Source organism: Microvirga sp. 2TAF3, assembly GCF_052114965.1.
Classification (GTDB): Bacteria; Pseudomonadota; Alphaproteobacteria; order Rhizobiales; family Beijerinckiaceae; genus Microvirga.
The window spans coordinates 481,550-494,862 of sequence record NZ_JBFRFT010000001.1 but is presented as its reverse complement, the minus strand read 5'-3'; the positions used below and the strand labels follow the sequence as shown (position 1 = coordinate 494,862).

The 13,313-nt window shown below is 63.8% G+C and carries 13 protein-coding genes; 7 read left to right on the top strand and 6 right to left on the bottom strand.

Annotation, left to right across the window (positions count from 1 at the left end):
- Positions 1–128: 128 nt before the first annotated feature.
- Positions 129–1,439 carry a tRNA uridine-5-carboxymethylaminomethyl(34) synthesis GTPase MnmE gene (gene mnmE / locus AB4Y97_RS02315; RefSeq protein WP_441997369.1) on the bottom strand — a complete coding sequence of 437 codons (1,311 nt, stop codon included), beginning with the start codon at positions 1,437–1,439 and terminating at the stop codon, positions 129–131.
- Between the two features lie 105 nt (positions 1,440–1,544).
- Between mnmE and AB4Y97_RS02310 the strand changes: the two genes are divergently transcribed.
- Entirely contained in the window at positions 1,545–3,560 is a 2,016-nt protein-coding gene (locus AB4Y97_RS02310; RefSeq protein WP_441997368.1) for a thioredoxin domain-containing protein, read from the top strand.
- Positions 3,561–3,802: 242 nt separating this feature from the next.
- Here AB4Y97_RS02310 and rho read toward each other — a convergent pair whose 3' ends face one another.
- The 4 genes from rho to hemE form a co-directional block, all read right to left on the bottom strand.
- Entirely contained in the window at positions 3,803–5,068 is a 1,266-nt protein-coding gene (rho, locus tag AB4Y97_RS02305) for a transcription termination factor Rho (RefSeq protein ID WP_441997367.1), read from the bottom strand.
- 223 nt (positions 5,069–5,291) lie between these two features.
- The gene (locus AB4Y97_RS02300; RefSeq protein ID WP_441997366.1) at positions 5,292–6,038 is read right to left on the bottom strand and encodes a hypothetical protein; all 747 of its coding nucleotides are present in this window, start codon (positions 6,036–6,038) and stop codon (positions 5,292–5,294) included.
- A 7-nt stretch (positions 6,039–6,045) separates the two neighbouring features.
- On the bottom strand, positions 6,046–6,471 hold the full coding sequence (gene hemJ / locus AB4Y97_RS02295; RefSeq protein ID WP_441997365.1) for a protoporphyrinogen oxidase HemJ: 426 nt from the start codon (positions 6,469–6,471) through the stop codon (positions 6,046–6,048).
- A 63-nt stretch (positions 6,472–6,534) separates the two neighbouring features.
- Entirely contained in the window at positions 6,535–7,578 is a 1,044-nt protein-coding gene (gene hemE / locus AB4Y97_RS02290; protein ID WP_441997364.1) for a uroporphyrinogen decarboxylase, read from the bottom strand.
- A 376-nt stretch (positions 7,579–7,954) separates the two neighbouring features.
- Between hemE and AB4Y97_RS02285 the strand changes: the two genes are divergently transcribed.
- From AB4Y97_RS02285 to dnaQ, 5 genes are read left to right on the top strand one after another with little or no spacing between them, the layout of a single operon-like run.
- On the top strand, positions 7,955–8,785 hold the full coding sequence (locus AB4Y97_RS02285) for a pyruvate, water dikinase regulatory protein (RefSeq protein ID WP_441997363.1): 831 nt from the start codon (positions 7,955–7,957) through the stop codon (positions 8,783–8,785).
- A gap of 4 nt (positions 8,786–8,789) precedes the next feature.
- Complete coding sequence (locus AB4Y97_RS02280) at positions 8,790–9,404, top strand: Maf family protein (protein ID WP_441997362.1); 615 nt, start codon at positions 8,790–8,792, stop codon at positions 9,402–9,404.
- A gap of 11 nt (positions 9,405–9,415) precedes the next feature.
- Entirely contained in the window at positions 9,416–10,258 is an 843-nt protein-coding gene (locus AB4Y97_RS02275) for a shikimate dehydrogenase (protein WP_441997361.1), read from the top strand.
- Complete coding sequence (gene coaE, locus AB4Y97_RS02270) at positions 10,255–10,872, top strand: dephospho-CoA kinase (protein WP_441997360.1); 618 nt, start codon at positions 10,255–10,257, stop codon at positions 10,870–10,872. Before AB4Y97_RS02275 ends, coaE begins: the two co-directional genes overlap by 4 nt.
- Before the next feature lie 2 nt (positions 10,873–10,874).
- Complete coding sequence (gene dnaQ / locus AB4Y97_RS02265; RefSeq protein WP_441997359.1) at positions 10,875–11,594, top strand: DNA polymerase III subunit epsilon; 720 nt, start codon at positions 10,875–10,877, stop codon at positions 11,592–11,594.
- A gap of 144 nt (positions 11,595–11,738) precedes the next feature.
- Here dnaQ and secB read toward each other — a convergent pair whose 3' ends face one another.
- Positions 11,739–12,233: a protein-export chaperone SecB gene (gene secB / locus AB4Y97_RS02260; protein ID WP_441997358.1), complete on the bottom strand. Its 495-nt coding sequence runs from the start codon at positions 12,231–12,233 to the stop codon at positions 11,739–11,741.
- A gap of 277 nt (positions 12,234–12,510) precedes the next feature.
- Between secB and AB4Y97_RS02255 the strand changes: the two genes are divergently transcribed.
- The gene (locus AB4Y97_RS02255; protein ID WP_441997414.1) at positions 12,511–13,239 is read left to right on the top strand and encodes a Tim44/TimA family putative adaptor protein; all 729 of its coding nucleotides are present in this window, start codon (positions 12,511–12,513) and stop codon (positions 13,237–13,239) included.
- Positions 13,240–13,313: the final 74 nt, after the last annotated feature.

Genomic DNA, 13,313 nt, shown 5'->3' with positions numbered 1-13,313 from the left:
CACGTGAAACATCACGGGTAGCGCACAGCACTCCACAAGCAATCCACACGCTTTCAGACACTCTTCCCGCTGATTCTCCAAGGCCTCTGCACAAGATTCGGCGCGTTTCGAAATATGGTTTCCGACGCCTATTTCCCGATGCAGAAATTGGAGAAGAGACGGTCGAGAACATCCTCCACATCGACCCGCCCGGTGATCTCCCCAAAGGCACGCGCTGCGAGACGCACCTCTTCCGCGATGAATTCGATGGGTCCCGCGCTCTTCAGCATGGCGATGGCGGTCGCGATGGAGTGATGAGCCCGCTCCAGGGCGCGCCGGTGCCGCTCGCGGGTGAGCAGGGCATCCGCCTGCCCCAGGGACGCTTCCGCCTCCTGTTCCAGAACCTTGATCAGTTCCGGCAGCCCCTCCCCCGTGGCGGCCGAAACCATCACGTCGCAATCGTGTCGGATCCGATTCAAATCGGTTTTCGTGCCGATCCGCAGAAGCCGCCGTGCCGCAGGCGCCTCCTCTTCCGGACCCTCGGGCGGGACGAGCCAGAGAACGAGATCAGCATTGCGGGCGCGGGCACGGGCGCGGGCGACGCCCTCCTGCTCGATGGCATCCGTGCTCTCGCGCAGGCCCGCCGTATCCACGATCACCACCGGCAGGCCGCCGAGATCGCAATGGACCTCGATGATGTCCCGCGTCGTCCCCGCGATCGGCGAGACGATGGCGACATCGCGTTGGGCAAGGGCGTTCAGGAGGGTGGACTTGCCCGCATTGGGCGGACCGGCCAGAACGACGGTCAGGCCCTCGCGCAGACGTTCGCCACTGCGGTTTTCCAGCACCCGGCCGAGGGAGGCGTCGAGCGCCACGAGGCGGCGGACGATCTCCGCCTCAAGACCCTCCGGCACATCGCCCTCGTCGGAGAAGTCGAGAGTGGCTTCCAGCAGGGCAAGGATCTGCAGGATCTCCTCGCGCCAGCCCTCGGCGGCATTGCCGAGGCGGCCTTCGAGCTGGGACAGGGCCTGCCGGCGCTGGGCCTCCGTCTCGGCATCGATCAGGTCCGCCAGGCCTTCGACCCGGCTCAGGTCCATCTGCCCGTTCAGGAAGGCGCGACGGGTGAATTCGCCGGCCTCGGCAGGGCGGCAATCCTCCAGGGAGCCGAGAGCCTTCAGGACCGCGGCCCGTGTCGCCAAGCCCCCATGAATGTGAAGCTCGGCCTGATCTTCTCCCGTAAAACTCTGCGGCCCCGGCATCCAGGCGACCAGGGCCTGATCCAGGGGCTCGCCATTCTGCGGATCGCGGAGGATGCGCAAGGAGAAGTAGCGCGCCGACGGCACGCTCCCGGCCATCGTTTCGAGAACGAATCGGCTTTTTGCACCGCTGATCCTGATCACGCAGATGGCCGCTCGCCCGTAACCGGAAGCGGGTGCAAAGATGGTGTCATCCGAGCGCATGAACTTGAACCTTGGTGCACGATAAAGCTTTAAGCCTTGCGGCCTCACGATCGGTTCTGATCCGAATCGCTCGGCCGTAAATTTTAGACAGCGGAGCAGGACCCCATGAACCGGCTGAAGGACGCCTCTTCCCCCTATCTCCTGCAGCACAGGGACAATCCTGTCCATTGGTGGGAATGGGGGCCCGAGGCCCTGGCGGAGGCAAAGAAGTCCGATCGGCCGATCCTGATCTCCATCGGCTATGCCGCGTGCCACTGGTGCCACGTGATGGCCCATGAGAGCTTCGAGGATCCCGCCGTGGCGGCGGTCATGAACGAGCTCTTCGTCAATATCAAGGTCGATCGCGAAGAGCGCCCGGATGTGGACCATGTCTATATGAGCGCCCTCCACCTTCTCGGCGAACAGGGCGGATGGCCGCTCACTATGTTCCTGACGCCGGAGGGCGAGCCCTTCTGGGGCGGCACCTATTTTCCGAAGGAGCCGCGTTTCGGCCGCCCGGGCTTCGTTCAGGTCATGCGTGAGATCGCCCGCATCTATCGAGCCGAGCCGGAGCGGGTCGCCAAGAATGCCACCGCTCTTAAGGAACATCTTTCCCAGACCAGCGGCGGGGATAGCGGAACGCTGTCGCTTGCCGATCTCGATCAGCTCGGCTCCCGCCTTGCTTCCATCATCGATCCGGCAAACGGCGGTCTTCAGGGCGCGCCGAAATTCCCCAACCCGCCGATCCTCGAATTCCTCGCCCGCCAGGCGAGGCGCGGCGGCGACGGACAGGCCCGCGAGCGGTTTCTGCTGACGCTCGAGCGCATGGCCCTCGGCGGCATCCATGACCATCTCGGCGGCGGCTTCGCCCGCTACACGGTCGACGAGCGCTGGCTCGTGCCGCATTTCGAAAAGATGCTCTACGACAATGCGCAGCTCCTTGAGCTCTATGCCCTGGCCTATGCCGAGACCGGCCGGGCCCTGTTCCGCGACGCCGCTCAAGGGATCGTCACCTGGCTCGAGCGGGAGATGGTCACGCCGGAGGGCGCCTTCGCATCAAGCCTCGATGCGGATTCGGAAGGGGTGGAGGGCCGCTTCTATGTCTGGAGCCTTGCCGAGATCCGGGAGGTGCTGGGCGAGGATGCCGCGATCTTCGCCAAAGTCTACGACATCACCGAGGAGGGGAATTGGGAGGAAACCAACATCCCCAACCGCCTCCTCTCCGGCGAGGTCGCGCCTCAGTTGGAGGAACGGCTTGCCGCCATGCGGGCGAAACTTCTCGAAAGGCGGGCGACACGCATCCGCCCCGGCCTCGACGACAAGGTGCTGGCCGACTGGAACGGCCTGATGATATCGAGCCTGGTGCGCGGCGGCTTGCTCCTCGACCGGCCGGACTGGATCGCCCTCGCCGCGCGGGCTTACCGCTTCATCCGGCAGTCCATGACCCGCGACATTCGGCTTGGCCATCAGCTTGGCCATTCTTGGCGCAACAATTCCCTGATCTTTCCCGGCTTCGCCCTCGATCACGCGGCGATGATGCGCGCGGCGCTCGCCCTCCATGAAGCGACCGGCGACGAGACCTATCGGCAGGATGCCATCGACTGGCGCGACATTTTGCTGAACGAGTTCATGATCGACGATTCGGGCCTTCTCGCCATGACCGCGCGGGAGGCCGATCCACTCGTGGTGCGTCCGCAGCCGAGCCATGACGATGCGGTGCCCAATGCGAATGGCGTCTTCGCCGAGACGCTGGTGCGGCTGGCGCAGATTACCGGACGGGACGACGACCGGCAACGCGCCGACCAGGTCCTGACCAGGCTCGTCGGTATCGCCCGCGCCGCGCCTCTCGGCCATACCTCGATCCTCAACGCGCTGGACCTCCATCTTCGCGGCCTGAGTATTCTCGTCACGGGAAACAATATCGATGCTCTGCGCGAAGCCGCGCTCCACCTGCCCTATCTCGAGCGCAGCCTCCACGTGCTGCGGCAGGGCGAGAATCTGGAAGCCGGCCACCCGGCGCAGGCCCTCGCCTCCTCCGCTGCCGAACCCGAGGCCCTGATCTGCGCCGGCATGCGCTGCTCGCTTCCGGTCCGTGACCCGCAGGAATTGAAAGCACGGGCGCGGGAGATGCTCGCGGGATGAGGCTGCGAGACGCGGCCTTGTGACCACTCCTCAGGACGAGGATGGAGCGACCGGATGAAATCTTCGGGATGATGACGCCATGTTCCTTTTCTTCTCGAACCGCGTCGGCTGCCTCGGGTCGCTGGCGATCTCCGCCCTGCTGACCCTGCTCGTATTGTGGCTGATGGGAGTCTTCCACTCATGAAAAACCCCACCCTCGTTGCCGAGGATGGGGCTGTGTTTTTCAAACCTGAGCGAAACCGTCAGGTATTCATCGATTCGAAGAATTCGGCGTTCGACTTGGTCTGGCGCAGCTTGTCGAGCAGGAACTCGATGGCATCGACCGTACCCATCGGATTGAGGATGCGCCGGAGCACATACATCTTCTTGAGCGTGTCGGCCGGAACCAGGAGTTCCTCCTTGCGGGTGCCGGAACGAGTGATGTCGATGGCCGGGAAGGTGCGCTTGTCGGCGACCTTGCGGTCGAGAATGATTTCCGAGTTGCCGGTGCCCTTGAACTCTTCGAAGATCACCTCGTCCATGCGCGAGCCGGTATCGATCAGCGCGGTGGCGATGATGGTGAGCGAGCCGCCCTCCTCGATGTTGCGCGCAGCGCCGAAGAAGCGCTTCGGACGCTGGAGCGCGTTGGCGTCGACACCGCCGGTGAGCACCTTGCCGGATGACGGCACGACCGTGTTGTAGGCGCGGCCCAAGCGGGTGATCGAATCGAGCAGGATGACCACGTCGCGGCCATGCTCCACGAGGCGCTTGGCCTTCTCGATCACCATCTCGGCGACCTGCACGTGGCGCGAGGCCGGCTCGTCGAAGGTGGAGGCCACGACCTCGCCCTTCACCGAGCGCTGCATGTCCGTCACTTCCTCCGGGCGCTCGTCGATGAGCAGCACGATCAGGTAGCATTCCGGATGGTTGGTGGTGATCGACTGCGCGACGTTTTGCATCAGCACGGTCTTACCGGTACGCGGCGGTGCGACGATCAGCGCGCGCTGGCCTTTGCCGATGGGCGAGACGATGTCGATGATTCGCGGCGAATAATCCTTCTTCGTCGGATCGTCGATTTCGAGCTTGAAGCGCTCGGTCGGGAAGAGCGGCGTCAGGTTGTCGAAATGCACCTTGTGCCGGATCTTCTCGGGATCCTCGAAATTGATCGTGTTGACCTTGAGAAGGGCGAAATAGCGCTCGCCTTCCTTGGGGCCGCGGATCGGGCCGTCGACCGTATCGCCGGTGCGCAGGCCGAAGCGGCGGATCTGGCTGGGCGAGACATAGATGTCGTCGGGCCCAGGCAGATAGTTCGAATCGGCGGAACGCAGGAAGCCGAAGCCGTCCTGCAGCACCTCGACGACGCCGGCGCCAATGATTTCAACCTCGCGGGCCGCCAGCTGCTTGAGGATGGCGAACATGAGCTCTTGCTTGCGCATCGTGCTCGCGTTCTCGACCTCAAGCTCCTCGGCGAAAGCGATGAGTTCGGTCGGCGTCTTGGATTTCAGATCTTGAAGTTTGATTTCCCTCATCGGGGAACACTCTCGGGGTGGGTCAGCGGACAGGAGAACTGAACGCGTGAGGAGATTAAGGGGAACGTTGGACAGGGCCACCCAGTTCACGAGCTGTGACTTGGAGGACCCGGACGGGCCCGTGCGGCGCAACCTGTTCTTTGAGGAAGGGAAGACCCTTCTAACCCTTTCCGGAGCGAGTCTCAAGGCCCCACCGCCGGGATTGGGGATTACGCCTTTCGGTTCAGCTTGCCGCCCGAACCCAGACCTGAAGATCGCCGATGGGCGCAAATCCGGCCCGGCATGAGGCGGCCAGATCCTCGCCGCGCTCGTATCCGACAAGCGGACATCCCGGAAAGATATGGGCGGCGAGCCGCGCCAATTCCAGCCGTGTTCCGTCATTTTCGCAAGGCGGCGAAAAGATGTTCGAGAGGCCGACGGCGCCCGCCCCGCGATTCATGATGCCGCCGTTCATCACCACGCCGTCGCGCGCCGAAAATGCGAAGACGATATCGGGCTCGCTCAAAAGCCGTGGGTCGAACAGCCGCAGGGGCAGGTGCGATTCCGGCAAGTGCGATTCCGGCAAGTGCGATTCCGGTCCTGCCCATGCCTTTTCCCAGGCGAGCAATTCCTCCTCGCTTCGCACGATGGACAAGGAGCTTCTGCCGGCATCCCGGGTCGACAGGGCGTCGCGAAAAAGCCAGCGCGCCGTAAACAGAGTCTCGAATCCCAGGGGCGAGAGATCGAGATTGCAAAAGCTGTCCTTCACAGCCCAGCCGCGATCGCCATTCCGGCCGACGAGATCGGCGATGAGATCGACATGTCCGGGCGCATCGCCGGGCTCGAGCGTCACCGCGTCGGGATAGAAGGGCGGCGTGCCGTGCCGGTTGAGCCAGATCGTGGAGCGAAACTCCCCCGGATTGCCGTGAGCCCGGCACACCGCATCGCACCACAGGGCGTTGTTGCGTGCGGCGATACGGTCGTGCGTCATCGGCGCATCAGAACGGCTTCACGATCACGAGGATCACGATGCCGACCATCAGCACGGTCGGGACCTCGTTGAGCATGCGGTAGAATTTTGCGGGCCGGACATTCGCGTCGGCGGCGAAGACTTTCACGGTCTTCGAGAGGAATCCATGCACGCCGGAGAGGATCAGCACGAGCAGGATCTTGGCGTGAAGCCAGCCGGACGTGATCCAGCCGCCCTGCCAGATCAGGATCAGGCCGAGCACCCAGGTCGCGATCATGGCGGGGTTGATGATCGCCTTGAGCAGGCGCCTTTCCATGATTTTGAAGGTCTCGGACTGGATCGAGCCCTTCTGCGCCTCGCAATGATAGACGAACAGGCGCGGCAGATAGAGCATCCCCGCCATCCAGCTGATGACGGCGATCACGTGAAACGCCTTGATCCAGAGATACGCCATGTCAGACCTTAGAGTTTGAGTGGGCGCATGATCTTGTCGCCAAACCGTTTGCACTTTGGCGGATCATGCGCGCGTGCCCCGAACGCGGGCGATGAGCTGCGCCACATGCTCGGTGGGAGTTTCGGGCAGGATGCCATGCCCGAGATTGAAGATGTGCGGGCGGCCGCGCACCGCGGACAGAATATGATCGACGCCCTTTTCCATCGCCTCGCCTCCGGCGATGAGGGCGAGCGGATCGAGATTGCCCTGGGTCGCCACCCGGCCCGGCAGGTCCGGCAGGATCTGGGCGGGATCGAGGGTCCAGTCGAGGGCGAGCGCATCGCCCACGCCGGCGGAGGCGAAGCGATGCAGATGCGAGCCGCCTCCCCTGACGAAGACGATCACCTTCGCCTGCGGCCGGGCCTGTTTGAGACCCTCGACGATGCGGCGAATCGGATCGAGCGACAATTTGTCGAAGAGAGCGGGCGGAAGCGCCGCACCGAAACTCTCGAAGAGCTGAACCGCTTCCGCGCCCGCATCGATCTGGCGGATAAGATAGGCGGTGGAAGCCGCGACAAGCTTGTCGATCAGCACCTGCATGAAGGCCGGATCGCGATAAGCGGTCAGGCGGGCGGGGGCCTGGTCCGGCGTGCCCTTCCCCGCGATCATGTAGCTCGCGACCGTCCAGGGGGCGCCGCAGAAGCCGAGTAGGGTGGTCTCGCGGGGGAGCGAGGCACTCAGACAGTCAAGGGTTTCGAAAACCGGATCGAGCCGGTCGAGCGGCAACTCGTCGGCAAGCCTCTTGAGATCGGCTGACGAGGTGATCGGATCGAGCTTCGGACCCTCGTTCTCGACGAAACGAACCTCCTGGCCCAGGGCATGGGGAATGACGAGGATGTCGGAGAACATAATCGCGGCGTCAAACCCGAAGCGGCGGATCGGCTGAAGCGTCACTTCTTCGGCAAGCCGGGGCGTGTAGCACAGATCGAGGAAGGAGCCGGCCTGCGTGCGGGTGGCGCGGTATTCCGGCAGATAGCGTCCCGCCTGGCGCATGATCCAGATCGGCAGAGGCCAGACCGGTTCGCCATCGAGAACGCGTAGAATCGCTTTGGTGGGACGCTCGCTCACAGGCCCTCTCTAACTACTTAAATTCTTTAAATCGAGAATCTGTTGTTTCTCTTGGGCGGTGAATCACAAAGCCGCAACCCCGTCCACAGGCGGTCCACATGGGCCGTGCCGTTAACTATTCGTTTACGGGTAGGGCGGAGCCGCCACAATCCTTTCCGAATTCTTAAAGCTTAACAAATCCCTAACGTGACGTTGCGAGATTCGAATCGAAGCTTCTTAGGTGATTCGTGCCGGATTCTCCCAGAACCGCGATGGCCGGATCGCACAATGGCGAGTGCTGTTGATGGCGTGGCGGACTACCCACAGGCCCCTGCCCTGGACCTGGGCATCCAAGCGATCTATCCACATTCATCGACTCCTTGTTCAGGAGGCCTGTGTGGGGCGCAGCTACTTCCATCTTCATCTCGTTTCCGATTCCACCGGCGAGACCCTGATCACGGTCGCCCGCGCCGCGGTGGCGCAATATGAGGGCATCGCGGCGATCGAGCATGTCTATCCGCTCGTGCGCTCGAATACCCAGCTGGAGCGGGTCCTGTCCGAGATCGAGGCCGCCCCCGGCATCGTTCTCTATACCCTGGTCGAGCGGGATCTCGCAGGACGCCTCGAGGAGGTCTGCCGCGCCACCGGCTCGCCGCATCTTTCGGTGCTGGAGCCTGTGCACTCGCTCCTGCAATCCTATCTCGGCGCCCATTCCACCGCGCGGCCCGGCGCGCAGCACATGCTGAACGCGGAATATTTCAAGCGCATCGACGCCATGAACTTCACGCTCCTCCATGACGACGGACATCTGCCGCACGATCTGGAGGAAGCGGATGTGATCCTGCTCGGGGTCAGCCGCACCTCGAAGACCCCGACCGCCATCTACCTCGCCAATCGCGGCGTGAAGACCGCGAACGTGCCCCTCGTTCCGGGCGTGCCGCCGCCGACGGTGCTGGAGACCACGCGAAAGCCGCTGATCGTCGGCCTCGTGGCGACGCCCGAGCGCATTGTCCAGATCCGGCAGAACCGGCTCTTGAGCCTCAAGGCCGATGACGACACGGCCTATGTGGATCGCGACGCGGTGGCGGAGGAAATCGCGGCCTCCCGGCGGCTCTTCGCCCGCCACAACTGGCCGACCATCGACGTGACGCGGCGTTCCATCGAGGAGACGGCGGCCGCCATCCTCGATCTCTACCGCGACCATCGCCTGCGTTTCATTGCGGAATAGTCGGATGTCTGTCTGGACCGGATTGCAGCCGCTTCTGCTCGCCTCGACCAGCCGCACCCGGCTGGGACTGCTCGAGAACGCGGGGTTGAGCGTCGAGACCCAGGCGCCGGGTGTCGATGAGCGCGCCGTCGAGGAGGCGGCCCGCCATAAAGCGCTCGACCCGCCCCAGCTCGCCCTGCGTCTTGCCGGGGAAAAGGCATTGGCCGTCAGCCGCCGCCATCCGGACAGGCTCGTCCTCGGCGCCGACCAGGTTCTCGACTGTGCGGGCGAGGTGTTTCACAAACCGGCGAATCGGGCGGCGGCGCAGGCGCATCTGCGCCGTCTTGCCGGCAAAACCCACGTCCTGCATTCCGCCGCCGTGCTGGCAAAAGATGGACGGATCGTCGAAGGTTTCATCGAGAGCGCCTGTCTCACCATGCGGCCCTTGAGCCCGGACGCCATCGACACCTATCTCGATCTCGCCGGGCCGGAGGTCTGGCGCAGCGTCGGGGTCTACCAGCTGGAAGGCCTCGGCATCCATCTCTTCGAGAAGGTCGAGGGCGACCATTCCACCATTCTGGGGCTGCCCCTGATTCCCCTCCTCGCGGCCCTGCGCCGTCTCGGCTATCTTGCCTTCTGAGGATTGCAAACATGACGAAGGCCTTTGTCGTCGGACACCCGATCAAGCATTCGCGCTCGCCCCTGATCCACGGCCACTGGCTTAAACAGCACGGATTGGCGGGATCCTATGAGCGGATCGATGTGGCGCCCGCCGATTTCCCGGAATTCCTGAAGACATTCGCGGCGCGGGGCTTTGCCGGTGGAAATGTCACGATCCCGCATAAGGAAACGGCCTATCTCAATGTCGACCGCAGGACCGCGAAGGCCGAAAGGCTGAAGGCCGTCAACACCTTATGGATTGAGGACGGGCTTGTCTGGGGCGACAATACGGATGTGGTCGGCTTCATGTCCCATCTCGACCGAAGCCTGGGGAAAAGCTGGGAACAAGCTGTGGAGACAGCCCTCGTCATCGGTGCGGGCGGCGCGGCGCGGGCCATCGTCGCGGGGCTGCAGGATCGCCCTATCGGGCGCATCTTTGTCGCGAACCGCACCCTTTCGAAAGCCACGGAACTGGTGCGGGATCTGGCCGGTGGCGGGATGCTCGAAGTCCTGCCCTGGGAGGAAATCGGCGGAGCAATCGCGAAGGCGGGCCTCATCGTCAACACCACCTCGCTCGGCATGGCGGGCCAGCCCGCGCTCGATCTCGAGCTGGCCGGCGCGCGTAGCGACGCGGTGGTGGCCGATATCGTCTATGTTCCCTTGAAGACGCCGCTTCTCGCTGCCGCCGAGGCGCGACATTTAAGAATCGTCGACGGGCTCGGCATGCTGCTTCACCAGGCCGTACCGGGATTTTCCCGCTGGTTCGGGGTGACGCCGGACGTCACGCCGGAATTGCGGGCGCTGATCGTGGCGGATATCGAGGGCGAACGATGACCTTCGTGCTGGGACTGACCGGCTCCATCGGCATGGGAAAATCGGCGACGGCCGCCATTTTCCGGCGCTTCAACGTTCCGGTGCACGATGCGGATGCCGCGGTTCATGCCCTCTATCGCGGCCGCGCGGCACCGCTGATCGAAAAGGCCTTTCCCGGCACGGTGGCGGACGGCATCGTCGACCGCGCCAGGCTCGGGGCCGCCGTGTTCGACGCTCCGGAGCGGATGAAGGAACTCGAATCCATCATTCATCCCCTGGTGCGGGAGGAAGAGGAAGCCTTCCTGGAAGAAATCTCCCCCCTCGCCCCGGTGGCGGTTCTCGACATCCCGCTCCTGTTCGAAACGGGCGGCGAGAAGCGCTGCGACGCGGTCCTCGTGGTCACGGCGCCGGCCGACGTCCAGCGTGCGCGTGTTCTGGCGCGACCGGATATGACGGAGGAGAAATTTAACGCGATCCTGCTTAAGCAGATGCCCGATCCCGAAAAGCGGGCGCGGGCCCATTTCCTTGTTGATACGGGCCGGGGCTTCGCTTCGGCCGAGGCGCAGGTCTGGTCTATCCTGGCCTGCCTCGCCGGAAGGCCGGGGCGCGTCAGGCGTCATCGAGCAGAGTTTTGATCATGTTGCGTGAAATCGTTCTGGATACCGAAACCACCGGCACCGAGCACGCCAATGGCGATCGGGTCATCGAAATCGGCTGCGTCGAACTGCTCAACCACATCCCGACCGGCAAATCGTATCACGTCTATATCAATCCCCAGCGCGCCGTATCGGCGGGGGCGCTGGCCGTTCACGGGCTGAGCGACGAATTCCTGGCGGACAAGCCGGTCTTTGCCGCCATCGTGGACGAATTCATGGAATTCGTAGGCGACGGGCGGCTGGTGATTCACAATGCCGCCTTCGACATAGGCTTCCTCAATGCGGAATTCGCCCGCACCGGCCACAAGCCCTTCGTGCTCGCGGATGTGGTCGACACCCTCTCGATGGCGCGGCGCAAGCATCCCGGCGCGGCGAACAACCTCGATGCGCTCTGCTCCCGTTACGGCATCGACAATTCGAAGCGCACCAAGCACGGGGCGCTGCTCGATGCGGAAATCCTGGCCGAGGTCTATATCGAGCTGATTGGCGGCAAGCAGGTGGGATTCGATCTCTCCATGCAGCCCGCAGGCCGCCAGAGCCGTGGCCTCCAGACGGAAGCGGCCGCATCCCGGGAGGCGCGGCCGCGAACCATGATCTCGCGTCTGACGGATGCCGAGAAGGCCGCCCATGAGGCATTCATCCAGTCGCTCGGCGGGACGCCGCTCTGGCGCGACTATATCGGCGAGAATCCGTCCGATTAGAGCATTTTCAGGCGAACTGGATCCGGTTCGCCGTAGGAAATGCGTCCAGGCAAAAGAAAAGAGCCGATTCCACGAAAAGGGAAATCGGCTCTCGAGCACGATCCGGCGGAGCGGAGACCGCGTCCGCCGGAGAAGTACAAGTTCTTACGACAGGGTCTGGCCGGCGCCCTGCTGTGCCTGCATTTCGGCGGCGCGCTGGCGATAGAGCGCCACGAAATCGATCGGATCGATATAGAGGGGCGGGAAGCCGCCATTGCGCACCGCGTCGGCCACAATCTGGCGGGCGAAGGGGAAGAGCAGGCGCGGGCATTCGATCATCACGACCGGATGCACCTGGTCCTGCGGGATGTTCTGGATACGGAACACGCCGGAATAGGTCAGCTCGAACGCGAACAGCACGTCCTTGCCGCCGATCTTGGCATCGCCTTCCAGGGTCAGGTCGACTTCGAAATCGGCCTCGGCGAGCTGCTTGGCGTTCACGTTGACCTGCAGGTTGATCTGCGGGCCTTCCGATTGCGACTGCAGGGAGCGGGGCGCGTTCGGGTTCTCGAACGAGAAATCCTTGCAGTATTGAGCGAGGGCGTTGAGCGAGGGCATGACGCCTTCCTGCGCTCCGTTGTTTGCCGGGGTGTCGGCCATGGTTTCATGCTCCGAAGAGAGAGAAGAGAGAGGAATCGGTCGAGCCCGGAGGGAGCGCCTCAAAAAGCGCCGGATCGGCAACGGGCCGTCGATCTTCGCGCTACCATGCTTCCCTTTCAGGAACAAGTTTGGGCTGTTTACCTCGCTTGTCCCGGCAGGAGGTGGATGTTACGACCCTTAAGCCCCATATGCTGAGGATCACGCCTTCGCATTGACGGGGGCATAAGCCCGGCAGGATTCGTTCGCCGGAATGAAGCAGGCCGATAACGGATCGACGATGCAGGATTCCTTCGACATCACGACCCTCATTTTCATCGTTCTCGCCGTTTTCGTAGTCTGGCGCCTCCGTTCGGTGCTGGGCCAGAAGACAGGCAACGAGCAACCGCCGCCGTTCGATCCCCTCGCCCGTCGCGACGTTCCCCCCCTGAAGCCCGGCAATTCGAAGGCCGAGCAGGACAATGTGGTGCGGCTGCCCGGCACCAACGGCGCCCGGCCCGAGCCTGCGACGCCTCCCGCCGAGCGCTGGAAGGATTTTGCCGAGCCCGGCACGCCGATGGCGAAGAGCCTCGACGAGATCGCCCGTGCCGAGCCCTCCTTCGACGCCGCCACCTTCCTCGAAGGCGCCAAGGCGGCCTACGAGATGATCGTCACCGCTTTCGCCCAAGGCGACCGCAAGACCCTCAAGGACCTTCTCTCGAAGGATGTCTATGAGGGCTTCGAGCGCGCCATCACCGAGCGCGAGCGCCGGGGCGAGAAGGTCGAGACCACCTTCGTTTCCATCGACAAGGCCGAAATGGCCGGGGCGGAGGTTCAGGGCAAGAACAATGCCCAGATCGTGGTCCGCTTCCTCTCCAAGCTCATCACCGCGACCCGCGACGCTTCGGGCGCGGTCGTGGACGGAAGCCCGGACACGGTCGTCGACGTCACCGATATGTGGACCTTCTCCCGCGCCCTCGGCAGCCGCGACCCGAACTGGCAGCTTGTCGCGACCGAAGCGGGGCAATGAGGCATGCTAGCGCGTCGTGCGGAAAAGGGGACGCGGTTTTCCGCACAGAACGATGCGCTCATTCAAGGAGAGAG